The 24,521-nt window shown below is 41.0% G+C and carries 15 protein-coding genes and 2 riboswitches; of the genes, 11 read left to right on the top strand and 4 right to left on the bottom strand.

The genetic code is table 11. From position 1 onward, the window contains the following. Positions 1 to 69: 69 nt before the first annotated feature. The 4 genes from QPK24_RS23135 (at position 70) to QPK24_RS23120 (ending at position 7,728) form a co-directional block, all read left to right on the top strand. Positions 70 to 837, top strand: a complete 768-nt coding sequence (locus tag QPK24_RS23135; protein ID WP_285745115.1) for a response regulator transcription factor — start codon at positions 70 to 72, stop codon at positions 835 to 837. After that, on the top strand, positions 834 to 2,567 hold the full coding sequence (locus QPK24_RS23130; RefSeq protein WP_285745113.1) for a sensor histidine kinase: 1,734 nt from the start codon (positions 834 to 836) through the stop codon (positions 2,565 to 2,567). Before QPK24_RS23135 ends, QPK24_RS23130 begins: the two co-directional genes overlap by 4 nt. Positions 2,568 to 2,794: 227 nt before the next feature. Beyond that, positions 2,795 to 5,950: a glycosyl hydrolase 53 family protein gene (locus QPK24_RS23125; RefSeq protein ID WP_285745112.1), complete on the top strand. Its 3,156-nt coding sequence runs from the start codon at positions 2,795 to 2,797 to the stop codon at positions 5,948 to 5,950. Between the two features lie 272 nt (positions 5,951 to 6,222). After that, positions 6,223 to 7,728 (top strand): malate:quinone oxidoreductase, encoded by a 1,506-nt coding sequence (locus tag QPK24_RS23120; RefSeq protein ID WP_285745109.1) that lies wholly within the window; start codon positions 6,223 to 6,225, stop codon positions 7,726 to 7,728. Positions 7,729 to 7,997: 269 nt separating this feature from the next. Here QPK24_RS23120 and QPK24_RS23115 read toward each other — a convergent pair whose 3' ends face one another. Both QPK24_RS23115 and QPK24_RS23110 read right to left on the bottom strand, forming a co-directional pair. Continuing rightward, a complete protein-coding gene (locus tag QPK24_RS23115) occupies positions 7,998 to 8,519 on the bottom strand; it encodes a cupin domain-containing protein (protein ID WP_285745107.1) in 522 nt (173 codons plus the stop codon). A gap of 38 nt (positions 8,520 to 8,557) precedes the next feature. Further along, complete coding sequence (locus QPK24_RS23110) at positions 8,558 to 9,757, bottom strand: NupC/NupG family nucleoside CNT transporter (protein WP_285745105.1); 1,200 nt, start codon at positions 9,755 to 9,757, stop codon at positions 8,558 to 8,560. Positions 9,758 to 9,974: 217 nt separating this feature from the next. Continuing rightward, positions 9,975 to 10,075, bottom strand: a riboswitch (purine riboswitch). Positions 10,076 to 10,276: 201 nt separating this feature from the next. On the opposite strand from QPK24_RS23110, the gene QPK24_RS23105 reads away from it, so the two are divergent. Then, positions 10,277 to 11,011, top strand: coding sequence for an SDR family NAD(P)-dependent oxidoreductase (locus QPK24_RS23105; protein ID WP_285745103.1), 735 nt, complete (start codon positions 10,277 to 10,279; stop codon positions 11,009 to 11,011). A gap of 71 nt (positions 11,012 to 11,082) precedes the next feature. Next, complete coding sequence (locus QPK24_RS23100; RefSeq protein ID WP_285745101.1) at positions 11,083 to 11,502, top strand: MarR family winged helix-turn-helix transcriptional regulator; 420 nt, start codon at positions 11,083 to 11,085, stop codon at positions 11,500 to 11,502. Positions 11,503 to 11,582: 80 nt separating this feature from the next. Here QPK24_RS23100 and QPK24_RS23095 read toward each other — a convergent pair whose 3' ends face one another. Beyond that, the gene (locus QPK24_RS23095) at positions 11,583 to 11,744 is read right to left on the bottom strand and encodes a hypothetical protein (protein ID WP_285745099.1); all 162 of its coding nucleotides are present in this window, start codon (positions 11,742 to 11,744) and stop codon (positions 11,583 to 11,585) included. A gap of 269 nt (positions 11,745 to 12,013) precedes the next feature. Here QPK24_RS23095 and QPK24_RS23090 point away from each other — a divergent pair, with 269 nt between their 5' ends. The 4 genes from QPK24_RS23090 (at position 12,014) to QPK24_RS23075 (ending at position 17,939) form a co-directional block, all read left to right on the top strand. Beyond that, positions 12,014 to 13,486 carry a protein adenylyltransferase SelO gene (locus QPK24_RS23090; protein WP_285745097.1) on the top strand — a complete coding sequence of 491 codons (1,473 nt, stop codon included), beginning with the start codon at positions 12,014 to 12,016 and terminating at the stop codon, positions 13,484 to 13,486. 188 nt (positions 13,487 to 13,674) lie between these two features. Continuing rightward, the gene (locus QPK24_RS23085; RefSeq protein ID WP_285745095.1) at positions 13,675 to 15,234 is read left to right on the top strand and encodes a tetratricopeptide repeat protein; all 1,560 of its coding nucleotides are present in this window, start codon (positions 13,675 to 13,677) and stop codon (positions 15,232 to 15,234) included. A gap of 119 nt (positions 15,235 to 15,353) precedes the next feature. Further along, on the top strand, positions 15,354 to 16,475 hold the full coding sequence (locus QPK24_RS23080) for an SGNH/GDSL hydrolase family protein (protein WP_285745093.1): 1,122 nt from the start codon (positions 15,354 to 15,356) through the stop codon (positions 16,473 to 16,475). 333 nt (positions 16,476 to 16,808) lie between these two features. Next, complete coding sequence (locus QPK24_RS23075) at positions 16,809 to 17,939, top strand: ATP-binding protein (RefSeq protein WP_285745091.1); 1,131 nt, start codon at positions 16,809 to 16,811, stop codon at positions 17,937 to 17,939. Positions 17,940 to 18,001: 62 nt separating this feature from the next. Here the strand turns inward: QPK24_RS23075 and QPK24_RS23070 are convergent, their stop codons facing one another. Further along, positions 18,002 to 19,447, bottom strand: a complete 1,446-nt coding sequence (locus QPK24_RS23070; protein ID WP_285745089.1) for a DEAD/DEAH box helicase — start codon at positions 19,445 to 19,447, stop codon at positions 18,002 to 18,004. Positions 19,448 to 19,763: 316 nt separating this feature from the next. Then, a riboswitch (cyclic di-GMP riboswitch) is annotated at positions 19,764 to 19,852 on the top strand. 158 nt (positions 19,853 to 20,010) lie between these two features. Between QPK24_RS23070 and QPK24_RS23065 the strand changes: the two genes are divergently transcribed. Then, the gene (locus tag QPK24_RS23065; RefSeq protein ID WP_285745087.1) at positions 20,011 to 24,507 is read left to right on the top strand and encodes an NPCBM/NEW2 domain-containing protein; all 4,497 of its coding nucleotides are present in this window, start codon (positions 20,011 to 20,013) and stop codon (positions 24,505 to 24,507) included. Positions 24,508 to 24,521 lie beyond the last annotated feature (14 nt).

The following is a 24,521-nucleotide window of genomic DNA, read 5'->3' as shown; positions in this document are numbered from 1 at the left end:
CAAGGGAGATGGTGAAAGCCATCTTCTTTGTGATGGACCAGTGGCCGGGGCCTTAAGAAGGAGGAGACAATGTATAAACTACTTCTAGTTGATGATGAACCCATCATCATTCGAGGGATTCGTTCCTTTGTTGATTTTGAAGCATTGTCCATCTCTGAGGTATTTGAAGCCTCAAACGGGGAAACTGCGTTAGAAATTTTTAAAGAGCACGAACCTGATTTTATTTTAGCGGATATTAATATGCCGAGAATGAATGGGCTTGATTTTGCCATTGCGGTGAAGAGCCTTAAACCAGACGTCAAAATTGCCCTTGTGACAGGCTATGATTATTTTGATTACGCTGTTTCTGCTTTAAAAGCAGGTGTGGATGATTATGTATTAAAGCCGGTTTCTAAAAAAGATATTGAGCAAATGCTAAAGAAACTCATTGAAAAAAGACAACAAGCGGACAATTACATAGAGGTATCGCGACTTGTACAAGATTTGAAGAAGAATGCGGATACAGCAGACGATACGGGTTATAAAGTGAAAATACAAAAAGAGATTGAAGATAATATTGCGAATAAGGATTTTTCCTTAACGTATCTAGCAAAACAGCTGGCCCTCAGCACATCCTACCTCAGCAGTCTTTTTAAACGTCTGTATGGTCAGACTTTTCAAGAGTACATGGTAACCATGCGCCTAGAACGTGCCAAGATTCTGCTGCTTAGCACTCATATGCGGGTGTATGAAATTGCGGATGCGGTTGGTTTTGAAGATCCGAACTATTTGAGTGCCTCATTCAAACGAAAATTTATGCTATCCCCTAATCAATTTCGGGAAAAGGCGCGGGAATGAGGATGTCACGCTTCTATGTTTTTAAGAAACTGCGTGTCCAAATCGCCCTCCACTATATTATTGCAAGTGTGCTGACCCTGCTGTTTATCGGCATTATTTTATACTTTAGTATTGCCTCCATTGTTCAGAAAGAAGCAACAACGAATACGGAGAATGCAGTGGAGCAAAGCGGAATGTACATTGATTTGTATATTGACCGGCTAAAAGCTCTCTCGCGGTTACTTGCGGAGAATCCGCAGCTTGTTGATTATTTTTCAAGTACAGATCGGCAGCAAGCAGATAAAGAAAAGATTCTTAGCATGATTGATACCTCCATAGCTACCGATCCGTTCATTGAGTCGATTGTTATGGTCAGTAAGGACGGGCAAATTATCTCCAACGAATCGGGTTTATCGATGAGCATGTCGAGCAATATGATGAAAGAGGCATGGTATGTATCTGCCATTGATAATGGGAACGTTCCTGTTCTCACTTCGGCGCGCATGCAGGATTTTAGTATGGATAAAGATAACTGGGTGATCTCGCTCAGCCGTGAAATAAAAAATGAACAGGGCAGGAATATTGGCGTCCTTCTCATTGATGTTCAGTATAAAGTGATTGAAGATTATCTGGAGAATTTAGATTTAGGTCATACGGGATTTTCCTTTATTTTAAATGCCAACCATGAGGTCGTATATCATGAAGATCCTGCTTATTTTCAAAATGAAATCAAACAGCAGGAACTGTATAAAATTGCTTTAAATCCAGCAGTGTATGATCAGAACGAGCAGACTTTTACACATTTGTATTCTTTACGGAATGCAGACTGGATATTTGCCGGTGTATCCTCCCAAGATGAACTGACAGCAATTAAAAACAAACTATTTAACATTTTCGTCCTCTTCGGCTTTGGATTTCTCGTCATTGCCACTGTCAGTGTGGTTCTTTTTACAGGAAGGATTACGACGCCTTTTCGTAAATTAGAGCGAGCCATGCAAGATATTGAAAAAGGACTTACAGAGATAAAGGTTGATAGCAGGGGATGTTATGAAGCGCAAAGCCTTTCTCAGCACTTTAACGGGATGATGATGGAGATTAGAAAGCTAATGCAGGAGATTACGGACAAAGAAAAGGATTTACGGCGCCTTGAAATCAGCACACTGCATAGTCAGATTAATCCCCATTTTCTCTACAATACGCTTGATACTATTGTGTGGATGGCGGAGTTTAATGATAGTGAGAAGGTCATTGAAATGACAAAGGCATTGGCACAGTTTTTCCGTTTATCGCTAAGTGGAGGAAATGAGCTGACTACCGTAGAGAATGAACTCGATCATGTAAGGCAGTATTTATTTATTCAAAAAGAGCGTTACGGTGATGGACTGGTGTATACCATTGATTGTGATCCATCCTTATTAAGAGTACAAATGCCTAAGATTATCTTACAGCCGATCGTTGAAAATGCACTGTATCATGGGATACGGGGACTGGATCGCCAAGGTGTAATCGAGGTTCGTGCAGAAACGGATGGAGAAAAGGTTGTGTTTACAGTTCGCGATAATGGAGATGGATTTGATAAAGATGCACTGCTACAGAACCTAGCGAATCAATCGACAAAACTTGGCGGTGTCGGAATCAAAAACGTAGATGAGCGTATTCAGTTGTATTACGGGCCAGAGTATGGAGTACACATCCAATCAGATCATAATGGGACAAGCGTGCGTATCGTAATATCAAAGACACTGGATTGAAATGAACTTATATATTCATTGCGAAGGGTCGTTCTCTTTCAAAAGGGAACGGCTTTTTGCCGTTTGCCAGGAGTGGTTTAAGTGAGATGAATGCTTGCATAAGGATACAAAATATTTCTTTTACATACGTTACCCGTCATATGTTCTCTTGTATATTTAAATGTAAGTGCTTACAAGAGGAGGAAGTCGCTTTTGTAGTGAAAAAAGGGGTAAAGGGTGGTCTAAACATGAAAAGAAAAGAAAAACAGATATCTTTATTCATGGTATTGATCTTGGTGTTAAGCACGTTTTCATTCAATATGGGGACAGCGAAGGCAGAAGATGTAATCAGTACATATATCAAGAATGGGGGATTTGAATCTGATTTTTGGATAGACAAGTCTTGGACGGTAGAAACAGAAGTATGGGATAACGTAAAAATTGACCATTTCGCTTATGCTGCTGATGCCTCAATCAAAGCTGAAGAAGGGGAGCATGCCTTTAAATATTGGATTAAACCAGATGCTCCAAATACCCAAGTAGTCACGTTAAAACAGTCCATTAAGTCCCTCCCAGCAGGGACTTATGAGTTGTCAGTGAAGTCGATGGGTGGAGCTGATAAGGCGGCGGGAAGCGTTGGACTATTTGCGGGAGATGATAAAGCAGCAGCGGTTTCTACCACGGGCTATAATGCTTGGGAAACAGCCAATCTGAATTTTGTCTTAAAAGAAGATGCTTCTGATTTTGTCATTGGGGCCAATATAAGCGGGGCTCCAGGTGCGTGGGGATATATCGATCGTTTTGAACTGAAGCAAGTAAGTACCGATACAACTCAGCCAGAAAAAGCAAATATTTTTGTGAAAAAGGTAGAGGGACTCTCACCTGATTTTATTAAGGGTGTTGATATCTCCAGCATCATTTCTTTGGAAAAAAGCGGAGTGGAGTTCTATAGAGAGGACGGCGAAGTACAGGACATATTTACAACGTTAAAAGAAGCAGGAGTCAATTATATTCGGGTACGAGTATGGAACAACCCATTCGATTCAGCTGGAAAAGGGTATGGCGGCGGTAATAATGATCTGCAAACTGCGATAGCGATTGGTAAAAGGGCTACTGAAAATGATATGAAGCTGTTGGTGGACTTCCATTACTCTGACTTTTGGGCCGATCCTGCCAAACAGCACACGCCCAAGGCATGGGAAGGTTTAAGTTTCTCAGAAAAGAAAAGTGAACTGTATAAATATACAAAAGCTAGCTTACAAGAAATGATCAAACAAGGCATTGATATTGGCATGGTGCAGATCGGGAATGAAACCAATGGGCAATTTGTGGGTGAATCCGATTGGACAAAGATGAGCGAGTTATTTAATGCAGGAAGCAGCGCTGTTCGAGAGATCGATGAGAATATTCTCGTTGCTCTGCATTTTACGAATCCAGAGACGGCCGGCCGGTATGATTCTTATGCACAAGAATTGAAGAAAAATGAGGTAGACTATGACGTATTTGCAAGTTCCTATTATCCATTCTGGCACGGCACACTGAGTAATCTAACTTCGGTGTTGAAACAAGTTGCCGATAGCTATGGGAAAAAAGTGATGGTTGCAGAAACTTCTTATACGTATACGAAAGAAGACGGTGACGGACATGGTAATACGGCTCCGGGCTCTGGTCAAACGTTAAACTATTCGATCACTCCACAAGGTCAGGCTAACTCGGTTAGAGACGTCATTCAAGCGGTGGCCAATGTCGGTAAGGCAGGAATCGGTGTTTTCTACTGGGAGCCGGCATGGCTTCCTGTGGGTCCGAGTGAAAACTTAGAGCAGAACAAAGTCAAATGGGAAGAGCATGGATCGGGCTGGGCATCCAGCTATTCCAAAGAATATGATCCTGATGATGCAGGAAAATGGTACGGGGGAAGTGCCGTTGATAATCAGGCTCTATTTGATTTTAGTGGTCACCCGCTCCCTTCACTGAATGTGTTCAAATATGTCAATACAGGGGCTGTTGCTCCCGTTGCTATTGATGAAATTAAGGATGTAGCTGTGACAGCGATAGCAGGAGAGAAGATCACTTTGCCGACCGTTGTAAATGTTACTTACAATGATGGAAGTACAAGGGCGTTATCGGTTGTGTGGAATCAAAGTGAGCTGGAACAAGCCGAAAGCAAAGGTCCAGGCAGTTATGAGATTAGTGGAACGGCTGAAGGTGGAAAAACGGTAAAGGCTATTCTTGAAATTAAGAAACAGAATCACGTCAGTAATGGAGGCTTTGAGAGTGAGAACCGGAGTATGTGGAAGATCACTTATGGAGAAGGAAGAGAGCCGCATACCAATTATCAGGACAAAGTGACCGATGCAAAAACAGGCAGCTATTCTCTGCATTTCTACTCCGCAGAAGCAGTGGACTTTAGAGTGGAGCAGACGATCCCAGGACTGAAGAACGGCTATTATAATCTCTCTATGTTTATCCAAGGGGGCGATGCGACGAGTTCGGATATGAATCTGTTTGCTGTATCCGGCGGTAAAGAAGTGAAGGTGGCTACCGATGTAGGTGGATGGGCACAGTGGAGAAATCCAGAGATTCAGAATATTCTCGTTACGGATGGAACCATTACGATCGGAGCGAATATTAAAGCAGGCGGCGGTGCTTGGGGAACCATTGATGATTTTTATCTGAACTATGTAAAAGGGGTGGAATCCCTTCCTGATTCAGGTACAGGGACAGCACCGGAGAGTCCTGGAGGGGGGGAGTCTCAGCCAGAGACTCCTGAGAGTCCAGCTCCAACGCCTGAGAATCCTGCCCCGCCTGCAGACTCACAGCCAAATGTCCATCAACCGTATATGACAGGATATCCGGATGGTACCTTTAAACCTGATCAAGCGATGACTCGAGCAGAAATGGCCACTATCCTTTCGAGGCTTCATGCAGGACAAGAGGTAACCGCTCAGACGATAAATTACACTGACGATCTCGGCTGGGCAGCAAAAGAGATCCATGATGTCACTTCAGCAGGTTTAATGACAGGATATAGAGACGGGACCTTTGGGCCGAATAAGATGCTAACTAGAGCAGAGATGGCGGCAGTTGTGGTGCGCTGGATGGATTTGAGTGGAGATTCCTCTTCACCATTCATCGATACAAAAGGTCATTGGTCAGAACAAAATATAGCCTTGGTACAAAAGGCAGGTTATATGAAAGGAATGCCGGATGGAAGCTTTAAGCCGAATCAATATCTAAGCCGAGCAGAAGCGGTGACCCTAATCAATAGAGTACTAAACAGAGGACCGCTAGCCGGCATCACTGTCTCATCGTGGTCTGACGTGTCACTGGATCACTGGGCCTCGCAAGATATTGAAGAAGCGACAGTGAGTCATAATTCGACTCAGGATATGATAAAAAAGTAAAAGAATAGAGGGAGAACGTTACCTTCGTTGTACGTAAAGATGCGGTACAGGGATGACATCCACTGTGCCGTGTTTTTATATCTATAATGGAATTATAATCCTAACAAACAGCAAAATTTACACAGTTTTCTATTATTTAAAAGTCGATAAAATAGTGATATGCTAGGTATAGGTTCAATTCATCTAGAAAAGGTATGCGAAAAGGCTATTTATAACTTGCATGATAGCGTATACATCTTTTCTTCAAATACTAGCGTATAAGGACGGTAATTATGAGCAACAGACAAACCGAAACAGACGTAATCTTAATTGGTGCTGGAATCATGAGTGCGACTTTAGGGACATTGCTAAAAGAATTAGTACCGAACTGGAACATTAAAGTATTTGAAAAGTTAGCAAGTGCAGGTGAGGAAAGCTCTAATGAGTGGAACAATGCAGGAACGGGTCATGCCGCACTCTGTGAGCTTAACTACACAACTGAAAAAGCAGATGGCTCAATCGATATCAATAAAGCAGTAAATGTGAATGAACAGTTTCAAGTATCTATGCAGTTTTGGTCTTATCTAGTAAAAAGTAATTTGATTCGCAATCCACATGATTTTATTATGCCATTACCCCATATTAGTCTAGTACATGGCGAAAAAGATGTAGCATTTTTGAAAAAACGTTATGATACAATGATCGGCAATCCTCTGTTTCAAGGCATGGAGTTTTCCAGTGATCCAAAGAAACTAGAGGAATGGATTCCGCTTATTATGAAAGATCGCAAAACAAATGAGCCTATCGCTGCCACTAAGATGGAAGCAGGTACGGATGTAAACTTTGGAGCTTTAACGCGGATGTTATTTGGCCACTTAAAGAACAAAAACGTGGACATCAAATTTAAACATAGTGTCGAAGATATAAAACGAAACAGTAATGGATCGTGGGAATTAAAAGTACGAAATGGCAGCGGTCAGGTTGAGCGCCATACCGCTAAATTTGTTTTTGTTGGCGGCGGAGGCGGCAGTCTTCCCTTACTACAAAAGTCAGGAATCCCTGAAGGCAAACATATTGGCGGATTCCCAATCAGCGGACTTTTCATGGTGTGTAATAACCCAGAAGTGATCGCTAAACATCATGCTAAAGTGTATGGCAAAGCAAAAGTAGGAGCACCGCCTATGTCAGTTCCGCATCTAGATACAAGATTTATTGATAATAAAAAATCATTACTTTTTGGACCTTTTGCCGGCTTCTCACCCAAATTTTTAAAGACGGGATCAATGTTCGATTTGATCGGTTCCGTAAAACCCAACAATGTGCTCACGATGCTCGCAGCTGGAGCTAAAAATATGTCTTTAACAAAATATCTCATTCAACAAGTGATGTTATCCAAAGAAAAACGGATGGAAGAACTGCGAGAATTCATTCCCGATGCCAAAAGCGAAGATTGGGATTTGCTTGTATCAGGACAGCGCGTCCAAGTTATTAAAGATACCAAGGCTGGAGGCAAAGGGACTCTGCAATTTGGTACGGAAGTGGTAAGTGCCTCGGATGGCTCAATTGCTGCTTTACTGGGCGCTTCTCCAGGGGCTTCGACCGCTGTTCCTGTTATGCTTGAAGTGATTGAGAAATGCTTCCCTGAGCATTTGAACAATTGGAAACCGAAATTAAAAGAAATGATTCCTTCCTACGGAATGTCTTTAATGAAGAATCCTGATCTTATCCGTCAAATTCATACTTCTACTGCACGGACACTCGGTCTAAACAATGGTGAACTACAATCGTCCATCAAGTAGTGTCTGATTCATGTTTGGGCTCTACAGAGTAAATAAATCGGTTCGATTAAATTGATAAACAGGCATCGTTCTCGCTAAGAAGCAGAGAACGATGCCTGTTGTTATATAGTAAGGTCTTATTTGGCAGCGGGTCCTTGTGCTGTACCTAGATAGAATGAGCTCCTATAAATAATCATAAGCAAAAACAAAAAACACCTTTTGCTATAGGATCGGCATGGTGCCCATCTTATAACTCAAGGTGTTTATTACGAAACAATGATAATGAATGCCTAATCTGGGAGTACCTCATAAGCTAACTTCATGATGATTTCTTTATGCTCAGGGTATGTAGCCAAGAGCTGCTCTTGTGTAAACATTTCGAAATCTCGGAATTCAAATCCAGGTGACACCATGCATCCAACGAGAGAGAAAGTATCTTCATCCATCACAGAGGAACCGAAGATTGAATTTTTAGGAACGAGAATCTGAGGCACTTCGCCTTGCTCCAAATTGATTCCTAATTTGTGCGCTTTATATTCACCATTCTCATCAATGACATGAATCGTAAGCGGGCTTCCTGCATGATAGTACCATAGCTCATCAGATTTCAAACGATGGAAATGAGAGATATCATTTGAACCGAGAAGGAAATAGATACTGGTATAAAGCTTTCTAGTTCCTTCAAAATTTACACTCAGTTCTTGATCTGAGGTCTGTTCCTGAGATTCGAAAGTTCTTTTATAATATCCGCCCTCGGGATGTGGCTCGAGACCTAGCTTCGATACATAATATTGCGCGTCTTGTCTTTGCATCGCTGTAAACCTCCTATAAGATCTGTATTACTTTCATTTTACCAAACAAACAGTCCTACAACCATTGCCGTTAGACTGGATACGAGTATACCGCTTGCTAACAGCAGCCATGTATATTTGGATATAAATTTTGCTCTTACATCACCGAACAAGGCCTGCATACTGCCAAGGATAATACCAATCGTTGTAAAGTTACAGAATGATACAAGGAACGTAGAAATAACAGCTTCCGTATGCGGAGTTAAGCTGGACATAAATTCACTTAAACTCGTCATAGCAACAAACTCATTCAAAACAATTTTCTCGCCCATTAATTGACCTACAGTGAAGATCTGTGAGAAATCTACACCCATTAAGAAGCTAATTGGTGAGAAGACAACACCAAAGATGTTCTGAAGCGTGAGCTGATCATGAAATAATCCCAAAATCGTGTTGATTGCGGTAATCAGGGAGACAAAACCAATCAGCATGACCGCAATAATCAATGCCAGTTTACCGCCTGTCATCATACTTTTTGAGATCATATCAAAGAAATTACCTTTTTCCTCTTTGGATGGAGTATATACAATATCCTCTTCAGCCGTAACACGGTACGGATTAATGATAGAGGTGATGATAAGTGCTCCAATGGCATTCAGTGGAATGGCAGTCAGTACATATTTAGCGTCTAGCAGCTGCAAGTAGGAACTCAGCATCGGTGCACTAACACAGGACATACTTATCATGGCAACGGTTAGCAGCCGTTTGTCACTCATTTTATTGAGCTGAGTACGGGTTACGGCCAAAGCCTCATTATTCCCAAGAAACATAACCTGAATCGAATAGAAACTTTCGAAACGCGGAGTTTTTGCTATTTTGGAGAATGCCCAACCGACCGCGTTAATCAGAGCTGGCAAAATACCAAAATGGGTAAGGATATCAAAAAATACAACAACAAAGATAATCGGCATGAGTACATTCATAAAGAACGTATAGACAGAGCCGTCAAGGGGAGCAAAATCTCCAAACACAAAGTTTACCCCAGACATGGAACTATCAATTAACCATAAGAAGAAGTCAGAGATCCAGGTGATCACTTGTCCGCCAATATCCGTGGATAACATAAACCAAGTTGTCGCTAATTGCAGAACAAATAAGATAATAATAGGCTTTAAAGCGATTTCCCTTTTATTGAATGACAAAAGATAGCTTAGCCCTAATAAGACTAAAATTCCAACAAGGTTTATCAATAAATACATTTTGGTTTTGCTCCTTCTAGTGATCTGAGATGGTAACATTAAAATATTTTTATTTTTCTCTGAAAATAAAAGGGGGGAATGAACACCTGGTATTATCTTTATTTGTCTAATAAAACAAATAAACCCAGAAACTACCATACTCTTCCACGAGTAGATAATAGTTCCTGGGTTTCTGCACAAAATCAGACTCTTACCATAAACATAAGAGTATAAAACACCAATACTTATCACTGCTCATAGTCGAAACCTTTAAGGGGTTCGGTAGAAACTTGCAGGCCATATCCCTGCGATTATATGAGAGAAAATTATTAATTTTGATTTTAATGTCTGGATGAATTATAGCAAAATATTAAGAATTAATAAACAAGTTTAATTGATTATAGTGATATTCTGCATTGTATCCCCTTACATTGCCCATTGCTTTCTCTTAAATTCTCTGTTAAAGTTTAGATAGTTAATATTTAGACGTCTAAATATTGAATATAAAGATAAATATTTGGGTTATGGGAGGCTTTTAAAATGGGTAAATTAGATAATAAAGTAGCAATTATTACGGGTGGGGCTTCCGGTATTGGAGAATCCATGGTGGATCTATTCGTACAAGAAGGTGCTATTGTCATTGCAGCAGATATCAATGAGGCAGCACTGGAAAAAGCAAGCCAAAAAGAAAATGTATACGGATTGAAATTAAACGTTGCTTCTGATGAAAGTTGGAAAGAACTAGCTAAAGAAGTAAACGATCGTTTTGGCAAAATCGATATCCTTGTTAACAATGCAGGTATCTCTTCTGAGAAACCTTTCGCAGAAATCAACGAAGAAGACTGGCAAAAAATGCTTTCCATTAATGGATTTGGACCATTTGCAGGTATGAAACATGTAACTCCTTACATGGCTGCTCAAAAGAAAGGTTCGATCATTAATATTTCTTCTTACACCGCAATCATCGGTCAAGGATTTAACCACTATTCTGCATCCAAAGGTTCTGTACGTGCTTTATCTAAAGCAGCAGCTACGACTTTCGGACGTCAAGGAATTCGCGTAAACGCTTTGTTCCCAGGAATCATTGAAACGCCAATGACTAAAAACTTGAGCACTTCAAGAGATCTGTTAGATCGTTTGGTACAAGCAACTCCACTGCAACGTTTGGGTCAACCTAGCGATATTGCACAAGCTGCTTTGTTCCTTGCTTCTGATGATTCTTCTTATATCTCAGGTGCTGAATTAGTCATTGACGGCGGGTTCTCTGCTCAATAATATATAGTAACCAGCGTGACAGCTCTTACCTCTTTATTTAAGAGCTGTCATGTATAACCGAGGAGGATTCTATGGAAAGACAACCCTTTTTTGAACTTATACATAGTATGGATAAGGTTACCAATCAATTAATTATTGAGTGGAATAAAACATTTCACGAAGACCTCGGTATTTCGCAAATTATTGTGCTCGGACATTTAAAAATGAATGGAAAAAGCCGGCCATCGGACATTGCAAAAACACTCGGACTTACTCCTCCCACGCTCAGTTATTTATCAGATAAATTGGTAAAGAGAAAGTTCGCTAATCGGTTGACGCATGAAAGTGATCGCCGTGTGATCTATTTGGAAATTACAGATGATGGTGTAGATGTTTTGAATAGAGCAACCCAAGCAGGTGAGAAACTGCGTATGAATCTATTTAAGAAGTTAACAGAGCAAGAACGAGATCAATTAATTCATTTATACCAAAAACTAAATAGTGAAGAGTAAAAAAACTAGAACCTCATATACCCCTCAGTAATAAACTGTAAACCCTTGTATTTTCTTGTATCTCACAATCCCCTAAAACATCATTCAGGAAACAATAAAATGACAGCGCTTCCCATATATCTTTCTGCAATCCCAATTTGCGATTTATTTACTATATCGGTAGGATCGGCATCTTTTTTTATAACCACTCGTACTAAAAATAATATGTTAAACCGTCTTTGTTTATCGGCATTTATCAGCATTTAGCAGCATTCTCCTAGTTTACACACCTATTTGTACCCTCCTCGGCAATTCGTTTATAAACGTTCTTCATCTCTTAATATCACCAAGCAACCCTACCTCCAAGAACACCCAGAAGGACTATTTAACTCAGATTATGCAAAAAATGTAGTCTAAAGTGAGGCAAGTGGGTAAAAAACAGTTAAATATTTGAGCGGTAAGCAAAGAAAGGATGGAAAGGGTATACTACAAAACAAGAAGTGTTCTACAGGCCAAAAGAGGAGATGAACTCATGAATAAAAAGGAAATCTCAGATGCAGGCTGGAATTATGACAACAGCTACTCCCGTCTGCCTGATCTATTCTATACCCGCCAAGAGCCTGAACCGGTACGTTCACCACATTTCGTTATATTTAATGATGAACTAGCGAAGACCCTTGGACTAGATGAACAGGTGCTAAATAGTGATCAAGGTGCAAGCGTGCTTGCAGGTAACGAAATCCCAGAAGGGGCTGATCCGCTTGCTCAAGCTTATGCAGGTCATCAGTTTGGGTATTTCAACATGCTTGGGGATGGACGAGCTGTGCTCATGGGGGAACAGGTTACACCATCCGGTGAGAGATTTGATATCCAGCTCAAGGGATCAGGCAGAACACCATATTCAAGACAGGGAGACGGCCGGGCATCGCTTGGACCAATGCTGCGTGAGTATATCATGAGTGAAGCAATGCATGGTCTTGGAATTCCGACAACCCGTAGTCTTGCCGTGGTGAAGACAGGTGAACTGATTATTCGTGAAACCTATCTGCCGGGCGCTATTCTAACCAGAGTAGCAGCAAGCCACCTGCGTGTAGGAACATTTCAGTACGCTGCGAGTTGGGGCACGAAAGAGGATCTGAAATCCCTAGCTGACTTCGCTTTACAAAGGCATTTTCCAGATTTGGCGAATGCAGAGAACCCATATCTCCATCTGCTTCAAGAAGTAATTCGAAGACAGGCCCTTCTTATAAGTAAATGGCAGTTAGTCGGCTTTATTCATGGCGTGATGAATACCGATAATATGACGATCAGCGGAGAGACCATTGATTATGGTCCTTGTGCATTCCTCGACGATTATGACCCGGCAACCGTATTTAGTTCCATTGATCGGGAGGGGCGGTATGCCTATGGAAATCAGCCAAGTATTGCGGGTTGGAATCTCACAAGATTAGCAGAGGCCTTACTGCCCTTGCTGCATGAGGACACGGAGCAGGGAGTGAGTCTGGCCCAAGACGTACTAGCTGAATTTCCTAAGTTATATCGTCAGCACTGGCTGGCGGGAATGAGAGCAAAACTAGGGTTATATACGGAAGTGCAGGAGGATGAAACCCTGATCGAAGATCTGCTTACCATGATGTACAAGCAAGATGCCGATTACACGAACACATTCCGTTCTCTAACTTTGCAAAAGCCTGAAGAGGTGGCCATGTACGGGAGTGATGAATTCAATTTTTGGTTTGAGCAGTGGCAGGCAAGACTAGACACACAACCAGAAACAAAGGCTGAGGCCTATGAGCTGATGCGTCGCAGTAATCCTGCCGTGATTCCTCGTAACCACCGGGTAGAAGCGGCGTTAGAGGCAGCAGTAAATCAAGCAGACTACAGCGTTATGGAGCAGCTGCTAGATGTGCTTAAAGACCCTTATGCCTATACAGCTGAACAAGCTGAATTTGCTGCACTACCGCCGAAATCAGCTGTACCGTACCGGACCTATTGCGGGACCTGACAGTAAACACCAAGAATCATCATATGAAGCTTAAGGAAACAGGATATGTGACCCGTATGTTAGATGGGAATGTATCCTGTTTTGCTGTAGAATTCGTGACAGAAGGAAAAAAAGAGTATGATAGAGTAAGAAGAAAGATGCAGGATACAAAGCAATAAAAAACGGGTAGAGAGCAGGATACAATGGAAATGATAAAGAACAAAAAACAACGATACCGCTTTAGCGAAGCACCCATATGGGACTTATCGCGAGCTTATTATGAAGAAAAGGGAATGAAGGCATGGAATAATGACCAGGTCCCTCAATATATAACGAGTAATCCCATGATTGCTGCAGCTTATGCAGAGATGATATTTGGCTTTCTCCAAGATCGGGCCTCTCAAAGACATACCACAGATCCGGTTACGATCGTAGAGCTCGGAGCAGGAGCAGGACGACTTGCTTACCATGTACTTCTGGAGCTGTATAAACTCAGGGACTATGCGGGGATATCGCTGCCGCCTTTCCGCTATGTAATGACGGATCTTGCCATGAGTAATGTACTCGCTTGGAAAGAGCATCCGGCACTGCAATCTTTTATAGCGGATGGCGTACTTGATTTTGCAAAATTTGATGCCGTTCAAGACACGGAGCTGAATCTAGTGATGAAAGGCATCACGATTAGTAAAGGAGATGTAAAGCAACCTTTACTGGTTGTGGCTAATTACTTCTTCTGCGGAATTCCTCAGGAACTCCTTTATATTCAGGATGGAAACATATATGAGGCAGATGTTTTTGTGGAATATCCTGAACATATGGATACACTTAAACCATCAGAAGTATTAGACCAAATATCTTTGCGTTATGAACATAGGAGAACACCTGAGTATGAGCAGGAGGCATATCCTTATCGTGATGTCATTGCTGTTTATCAAGCAGAATTAGAAGAATCGCATATTTTATTTCCTGCAGCAGGACTCACTTGTTTGGAACGTTTGAATCAGTTGTCACAAGAAGGTTTTGTATTAATTACAGCAGATAAAGGAGAGCATTTACTCGACTACTGGAGATTCTCAGAGCCGCCGGAGCTGATTATGCACGGAAGTTTCTCATTAACAGCTAATTACCATGCACTTCAGCAAGTTTTTGAACAGAGAGGAGCCGAGGCATTATTCTCTCCGCATCACTATCGTAATATAAATGTCGGCTGTATTCTTCAGCTGGATCAGCCACAGGATTATTCAAATACAAGACTGGCTTATCGCCGGTTTATTGAGCGGTTTGGTCCCGATGAATTTTATAGTATGAAAGAATGGGTCGATCAAAGAATAGACAGTATGGGGTTGCAGCAGATTCTAAGCTTCTGGCGTCTCGGCGGATACGATGCAGAATTCTTTATTCAGAGTGCAAAGCAGATTAGCAGTCTGCTGCCGGAGGCAAGAGACGAAGAGCTGCTGGATATTAAAAGAGGTATTGAAATCATGTGGTCATCGTACTATGTGATGGAACAGCGCTATGACTTAGCACTCGATGCAGGATTAGTATTGTTTGAGATGGAGATGTATGAAGAGTCCAAACATTACTTAGAAATATCAATTGAGCTTTGCGAAGATGAGGAAGAGATCGTATCTACCGTCTACTATTGTTTAGCAATATGCTGCTTCGAGTTAGAGAAGATTGAAGAAGCACTTCATTATCTCAGAAAACTGTTAGAACTTGAACCCGATCATGAGGAAGCTTTAGCTTTGTTACAAGGGTTTGAACAATAAATTTTACATAAGACAGGTCCTTTTTGGATCTGTCTTTTGCTATTTAAAAGGGTATATTTTACATCTGGCGAAATGTAGTAGAAGGAAAGAGGAAAGAGGAATGTTTGGGAGGATATTACATGGAAACGTTAGCTAAACTAGAAGTGCATCCCTTATCTGAGATTGAACATTTGAAAGTTCACGGACGAACGACAGGACGGCTTTCTCCGCTCACCTTATTCTGGACAGGAAGTGCAGTTGAATTCAATGTCAGAGGATCGGAATTATGGGTGGAAGTAGAGGCAGATTATGATACATATGAGCCTTGGATTAGTATCCTGATTAACTCGGTTCCTGTAAGCAGGCAAATGGTAACAGCGGGAAGAAGCTTTATTTGTGTATTTAGAGGGATGAATAAAGACGTTGTAAAAAATGTGCGTATAGTAAAAGACATGCAGGCAATGAGCGGAGACCCTGAAAATTTACTGCAGATTCATGCCGTAAAGACTGATGGAGACTTTCTGCCTGTGGAAGAGAAACCTTACAAAATTGAATTCATCGGGGACAGCATTACAACGGGAGAAGGAGCCATTGGTGCGAGAACGGAAGAGGATTGGATCCCGATGTGGTGCAGTGCAATTCACAATTACAGCACGATGACTGCAAATAAGTTACAAGCGGATTACCGAATTCTCTCTCAAAGTGGATGGGGTGTCCTTACAAGTTGGGATAACAATCCGCGTGCAAATATGCCCGATTATTATGAGAAGGTATGCGGTATTCTCACAGGAAAGAAAAATGAAGCTTTGGGCGCCTTTGAGGAAAATGATTTCGAATCATGGCAACCGGATGTGGTAGTCGTGAATCTCGGAACAAATGATGGAGGAGCATTCTATTCCCCTGAATGGAAGGATGAAGTAACGGGGGAGATCTATAAACAACGATTACATGAGGATGGTTCCTATCACGAGGAAGATATACAATCCTTTGAGAATGCGGCGGTTCGTTTTCTTATGAAGATAAGAAAGTATAACAAGCAGGCGAAAATCGTATGGGCTTACGGAATGTTAGGAATACCCATGATGCCAGCCATATACCGAGCGGTTGATGCATTTAAGCAGAAAACAGAAGACCAGAACGTCTCTGTATTCCAATTGCCAAATATGACAGAAGAAACAATGGGTGCCCGAAGCCACCCAGGGGCAACAGCCCACGAAAAAGCCGCTGAAGAGTTATCTGCATATCTCCGAAGTCTCCTATAAAGATCTTAACGAAAAAGCATCCTCGCGGATGCTTTTTTCAATTGTATAAAATTGGATGGACGAAATGGCGCGGATTTTATAGTCAGCAGGTTCAAATTTACTTATAATAATAAATTAGTGCATGTGCTAAATTAATCCAAAAATATTACAACTGCTATCTTTTGTAGTAAAAGTTAGAAGTGGAGGTAACGTTTGTTTCAAATCTTGCTGCTTAATTTCTTGTTTTTACTCTTTCCAGTCCTCATATTTCTGATCTTTTTTGAAAACAAGCCTTTTTGTAACATTCGTTATGTTTTTGTGGCTCTCTCGGCAATAACCATGAGCCTTTGTATTATGATGCCGATTCGCTTAGAGTCCGGCTTTATTTTTGATCTGCGATATATTCCTTTTATTATTGTTGCTTTATTTGGAGGGTACAAAAGTGTCCTGCCTTTATATCTCTTGCTCAATATTATGCGGGTTTATGTGGGGGGAGAGGGAACACTTCAATCCTTTCTTTTCTCGACGGGTGTACTGATTGTGGTTCCCATGTTCAGCAAGCGGTTTATGAGATTAGAGTCCAAAGGCCGTCTTATCACTGCAACGTTCTTCTCTTTCTTAACTATGGGCTGCTATCTTATCACTCTAGCTTGCATTATTAAGGATTTAGATCATGATTTCTGGATGCTTGTTGTTAATGCACTTGGAACACATACGCTAGTAATGCTGATCATTATGATCCTTATTGAGAAAATAATTACGAATATTAAGGGACGCGACCAAATCCTTTACTCCGAAAATTTAAATGTTGCTAGTGAACTGGCAGCTAGTGTATCTCATGAAATAAGAAATCCGCTTACGGTAACCAATGGGTTCTTGCAATTATTAGCGAAATCCAAAACCATTACAGAGAAAGAAAAAAGATATATTAACTTATCTTTGCTGGAACTGAAGCGGGCAGAGAAGATTGTCAGTGATTATCTCTCGTTTGCTAAACCACAATCGGAAAATATGATTTATTCCAACATGAGAGAAGAGATCGATTACACCCGCGAAATCATTATGCCTTATGCCTTGTTACATAATGTCGATGTGAGGCTTACATTTAATAACACGTTAAAGGCACATTACGACCGGAACCAAATCACGCAGTGTCTTATTAATCTATACAAAAACGGGATTGAAGCCATGACAGAAAAGGGAGGCGGAACACTTCTCATCGATATTTCGGAAAAAAAGCAGAATATTAGGGTCCGAATTGAAGACACGGGAATTGGCATGACTAGTGAAGAAATTTCAAACCTGTATAAGCCTAGATATTCAACGAAAGAAGAAGGAACCGGTCTTGGAATGCTGATGGTTTACAGTACCATGAATAAGGTGAAGGGTAACATTGAGGTGCATAGTGAAAAAGGCAAGGGAACTACCTTTCTCTTAACGATACCCGCAACAACCGAAGAGACGGTTAAAATGAATAAGCAATAGAAAAAGACGAAAGGAACGATATTGCTGCGCGTTCTCTCTCGTCTTTTTATATAATTAAAGCTCTATTTGTTTCCTTTACGGACTTTCAATAGCTTCCCTTTTATAGTTGTATCCTTCATCATCTCAAGCACCCGAGGTCCTTTGCCATTCAGAATTTCCACATCTGTTACATGATCATGAATGGTAATAATACCAATATCATCTGCAGTAATTCCATCCAGTTTCGCAATGGTTCCCACAAAGTCTACCGCTCTAAATTTTTTCTTCTTGCCGCCATTGAAGTTGAGCTTCATGATCTGTTCGTTTAACAGCTCACGTTTATTTTTCTTAAGTTCGGTACGAACATGCAATTTTCGTTCAAATTCTTCTCTGCGCAGGTCAACGGCCTCTTCGGAAGGGGCTTTCATCTTAGGAATCTCAAACCCAATATAGGCCTCAATATCCGCTAATCGTCTGCCATCTCTAGGAGTAACAAAGGTAATCGCTTTTCCTGTCTTGCCTGCACGCCCCGTACGCCCTGTACGGTGAACATAACTCTCTTTTTCCAGTGGAATGTCGTAGTTAATAACATGTGTAATATTCGTGATATCAATCCCTCTAGCTGCTACATCAGTAGCAATCAGGTAACGGAATTGTCCTCTTCTAAAAGCGTTCATCACTTCAAATCGTTCTTCTTGTTCCATACCGCCGTGAATCCGATCGCATGGATATTCGAGCTCTGCAAGTTCTCTGAACAAGGAATCCACATGCTCTTGAGTACGGCAGAAAATAATACAGCTGTCTGGGTTCTCCGTTATAAGGACATCTTCCAGCAGAGCGAGTTTGTCTCCCTCTTGTACCTGAATAAGCGTATGTTCAATCGTTGCTGTTGTGATCCCGGTTGCTTTAATTTCAATCTCAGTTGGACGATTCATATACTTACGAGACAACTTGGCTACATCTTCTGGGAAAGTAGCAGAGAATAACATCGTAACTCGATCCTTCGGCAGTGCCTGAATGATCGACTGAACTTGTTCAATAAAGCCCATGTTCAGCATTTCATCGGCTTCATCAATGACAAGATAAGCGATTCTTTCTAGCGCAAGTGTTCCCCGTTCAATATGATCAAGTACGCGTCCAGGTGTACCAACCACCATGTGAGTCCGCTGTTTTAATTCAGCCTTTTGGATATGAAACGGATGTTTCCCATAAAGCGGGGTAGCTTTGATCCGTTTAAAGCGGCCTATATTCGTGATATCTTCTGTTACCTGGAGGGCAAGTTCGCGAGTTGGCGTCAGAATGAGGGCCTGCGGCTTATTTTCGTTCCATTCTACTTGCTCGCAAAGGGGAATACCGTAGGATGCGGTTTTACCGCTGCCTGTTTGTGATTTGGCTACCAAATCTTTATTTTGGAGTACGACAGGAATGACTTCCGATTGAACTTCTGTTGGCGTTTCATAACCTAAGCTATGAAGTGCTCTTATAATTTCTTCACCTAAAGGATAATCTGTAAATTGCTTCTGACTCATTCTCAACCTCTTCTGCACTATATTTCAGTTCACATACATATAGAATTTTTGTCTCTAATCTAACCTGTATCTATCCAGTATACTCTATTGTTTGATTTCTCTCTAATTTCACGCAAATGTCAGTTTTACATAAGAAACAGAACTGGAGTCATATAAACTTTTGATCGTCATAGTCCATAAGAATGAAAATGTACTGGGATAAAGTACAAACCCCCTGCATATTTCAAAAAAATTTAATGATAATTACCTATCTGTAATTCATAAGGGACGTTCCGATAATAAAACAGGACAGTAAATATTGTCTTTTGTACCCCCAAAACTTAATAGGCAAACTTATGGAAACATAGGGACGCAAAGCTATAGGGACTACGGTTTTATATAAACTATTGTCAGCCAGCTGCCAAAGAGTGTGTTTCGCTTTTTGATATAAGAATGTATAAGAATACGGAGTTTATTTCTTATGCTTTTTTAGATGCGTATAAGTTGCTCTGTAAGAGTAGCTTTTTTTGTGCAAGTTGTAAGGGTTGGTGAAGTACTGCACATCACATCAGGAGGTAGAGAGTATGAAGAAAATGATAGCAATCGCTGTATCAGCGGCAATGCTTCTCAGCGTGTTAAGTGAGACGAGTTATGTTATGGCAAGTGAAGTGCAAAATGCTAAACTAGCAAAAAGCGCAGCACAAAGTGAGGTTGGTTCGGCAAGCAAAGCAGCGGTAGTTCCTTTTGATTTATATGGGCAAGAGGTATTACCTACATACAATCGTATTTATAAAATGGAAAATGCAAACATAGCATCCATCACAAGCAATGGCGGCAACTACCCAAAATCTCAGATTAGTAAAGCAATTGATGGAGATATGAGTACCCAATGGGAAACCGGAAAGCCAAATAGTACAACATTTACGAATGAGGTTGTTTTCCGGTTAAATGAAATCACTACATTAGATCGAATCGTGTATGCAGCTAGACAGGACATCGCTAAAGGTAAAGGGTTTGCACAAGAATTTGAAATATACGGATCGGCTACAGATGAAGGAAATAATTTTACATTAGTAACTACAGGAGAATACATAGGTTCCACAGGGAACATCGTAGAAATTCAATTTGCCGCAACAACGTTTAAGAGAATTAAGTTTGTATACAAAAAAGCAAATCAAAACTGGGCAAGCGCAGCTGAATTTTCTTTTTATCGAGAAGATAAGGTTAGAGATGCTATAAATACTCTTTTCACAGATGGAACGATGAGTGCAGTGATACCAGAATATAACCAAATCGACAAATTGATTACCCTGGAGCAAGAAGCAAAAGAACATCCGTTAAATGCTGCTTATAAAGATCAGATTGATTTAGCTAAAAAGCTGGTCAGCGGTGAAATAGAATTACAAGAGACGCTATTAAAGGCCGAACAGCGCGGCGATATGAGAAAGCATGCACAGCAAAACCTACGAATGAATCTAGGTACGAACAACCAGCCAACCGGATTTGCAGCTAAACCGGGTGATATTATTCATGTTTATTTAGAGGTAGAGTCTGCTGACAAAATCCCTTCCTTAGTCTTCACACAGCAAGAAGGATCATGGTCGAGCTTTGCAAAAAGTGTACAGCTTAAGCCAGGGAAAAATACAATAACCGTACCCGAAATTGCGACAAGTTCTTATTCCCGCAGTGTTACGAAGGGCGGAACCATTTATATTGTTAATCCCTATACATCAGAAGAGCAAGGGAAAGCTCCGATGCTCCGTTTTGAGGGGGTAGAGAAAATTCCGATGATGACTTCGGATACCGCTCCCGAACAGTTTAAACAAGAGCTGATCACCTATCAAAAGAAAATAGATGAGGATGCAGCAGCACATCCTAATGTGACTGATCGCCAAGTAGTTGATGTTGTGGAGATGGTCAGCAACCATATCATTTTCACAGGAACGGCTTCTGAGGCTTATCACCAGTTTATTACTAAAGGCAACAACCCAGTGGATACCATAACCGGCTATGACGTATGGATGAATCAGATTTTCAAAAATTATGGTCTAGATGGAACCAGTGAAGTGAACGATCCAAAATTGATGCGTGAAAATATCCGCCTGATGCAGCCTTATGGTGCGATGTACGCAGCTGGTGATCATACGGGGATTCAAAATGGAACTGTAGCATTGATGTTGTCTGATTTCAGAAAGGTGGCTCCCGGATGGGGACTGAACCATGAAATCGGGCACCGTCTTGCGATCGGAGAACGGGAATATCCCGAAGTGACCAACAATATGGTATCTATGCTGATGTCAGTGGAAGCCCATAATATGAATGACAGTTTTGCAATTGATGACCGTATTCCTTTTGAAACGATCTATAACTACGTAATTGAAGAAAATAGAGCTGCCATGAGTGAGCAAGGGCTTGCTGCACAGCTCGGTGCTTACTGGCAATTGGAGCTTGCTCATCCAGGATACTGGAGAGAACTGTCCCAGATGTACCGTGAACGGAAGGTTTCTCTTACAAACGGAGATATTTCAAAACAACAATATTATGTAGAATTTTCTTCTGAGCTATTGGGCTATGACTTAAGCAGTTATTTTGCTAGACATGGTTTCACTGTTACAGAGGAGACAAGAGTAAAGACAGCTAAGTATCCAGAGCCGAAGAAACTTTGGTACTTAAATAATTCGGTTCTTACATATGAAGGAACAGGAATTGAAGATAAAGATGCAACCTATTCAGTGCAGGTCAGTACTTTAGTAAATGCTGCGGCTAAGACGAACACCTTAAACATGAGTATAGATGAGAAGTATCAGGATGATATCTTAGGTTATGAAATTTACAGAGATGATATCCTCGTTGGTTTCACAAGCAAGAGTCAGTTCATGGATACAAATGTAGATACAAGCATTAACCATACCTATAAAATCATTGCGTATGATAAAAAGTTGAACCCATTAAACCCGACCCAATGTAAGGCATTCCAGCCTAAATTATCAGTAGAAGAGCAGATAACCCTGAAATTAAATCAAACGTTTGATCTAGTAGATTATGTAAAAGCAACAGATTATCAAGGAAAAGAGATTACAAGGGAAGTCGTTGTTAAATCAAGCGATGTGGATGTTACGAAAAAAGGAAGCTATAAAGTGGTGTACGAAGTTCAGAGCGAAGGGACAACTTTGACGAAAACAGCGAATGTTATTGTAACAAGTAACTTGGAGTATGCTTCTGATCTGACTGCAGAATCGGCTAAAGTAGGTTATGGTCAGTTCAAAAAAGATACAGCGCCAGGCGGCAATGCAATTACGCTTCTCAGACAAGGGCTTACGGCCACATACGCAAAAGGCATCGGAGTACATGCTAACTCTGAGTTGATATACAATATTGAGGGTAAAGGGTATGACTTTTTTGAAAGTTTTATCGGCGTTGATTATGCAGCCGATAGAACAAGGGCATCAGCTATATTTGAGGTGTATGTAGATGGTGAGAAGAAATTTTCTAGTGATGTAATGAAAGCAAGCACAGAGCATGAATTCATAAAAGTACCGGTTGCAGGAGCGAAAAAAGTGAAACTTGTAACAACGGATGCCGGTGATGGTAACACACAAGATCATACCGTATGGGCTGGTGCTAAATTTACGACGGCTTCAAGTGCACCTGAGCTTTTCATACCTAAATCCGTATCTACTACAGTAGGTCAAGAAATTACGATTCGTGCTGATTATTCGGCTGTTGATGCAGAAGATGGTGATTTAACTTCCGAGGTCATCGTGGCGGGTGAAGATCAAGTTAATTTTAATAGAGCGGGAGAATACCCTATTACTTATACGGTAACTGACCTTGATGGAAATACGTCCACAAAGACAAGAACGATCGCTGTTGTGGATATGGAAGATTATACGTATCTAACCGATTACGACTGGAGTTCCACGCAGAACAGTTATACAGCACCGCTGAAAGACATCTCTATTAGTGCGAAGACCTTACGATTGACGGATGAGCATAGCAGAGAAATTTCCTACAAAAGAGGGATTGGTGCACACTCTAATTCCACTATTGTGTATGATCTAACGGATAAGAATGTTGATTACTTCACCTCTTTCGTTGGGGTGGATCGTCAGATGTATGGTTCTGTAGGTTCCATCAGTTTCGAAGTATTTGTAGATGGAGAGAAGAAGTTTGACAGCGGACTGATGAATTCAAGAGATCCGCAGAAGTTCATTCAAGTGGATATCAATGGAGCAAAAGAACTTAGGTTAGTTGTTACCGATGGTGGGAATGGAAATGGGTCTGACCACGCAACATGGGGAGATACGAAGCTGCATTATGCTAATGCCAATCGCTTGTTTACGGATGAGCTTGGACAAGCAATCGAGGAAGCAAAAGCGGTTATTTTAGAAGGATACACTTCAGAAAGTATCGAGGTGTTCACAACGAGCTTAGCAAAAGCAGAAGAAGTCCTTGTTAATCAGGGAGCAACTCAAAATGAAGTTGATGCAGCAATAAAAGCTTTACATAGCGCAAAAGAAGGTTTGAAACAGATAGATCTTACTCAAGTCATAACGGTAAAAGACAGTTATTTAAACGACACCATTAAGAAAACGTTAGGCGTTACCGGGGAAGTTACACTAGGTGATATGTATCATCTTACTTCATTAATCTGTTTGCCTAAGGGGAGAGATCGAGTTCGTTCTCTTGAAGGATTAGAGTATGCTATAAATCTGGAGACCCTTAATATCAGTGGAAATGAAGTCACCGATTTCTCTCCGATTGGCGGCTTGGTGAAACTGAGTAACTTCACTATGGACCCTCAATACATGGAGGTAGCCCAATTAAATGGACCTGTTGTTGAAGTGGATAATCTCGTTACAGGGATAGATGGTAAGAAAGTAATCCCTGTTACAGCAGCAATTCGAAACAATAAAACATCCCAAGAGACAGTGCTTGATGGTAGTGAATGGTCGAAGTCCCCTGAGAAATTTACCTTTGATTTAACAAATGAAGAGAAGGGATATTATACGTTTGTAATTGCCTATAAAGTAGAAGGCAGCTTGGTACAATTAATGTATATCATCGATAATAGTAAGTAAGTTAAATTCAAAAA

The sequence above is a fragment of the Paenibacillus polygoni genome, assembly GCF_030263935.1.
Lineage (GTDB): Bacteria > Bacillota > Bacilli > Paenibacillales > Paenibacillaceae > Paenibacillus > Paenibacillus polygoni.
This window is presented reverse-complemented; position numbering and strand designations above follow the sequence as displayed.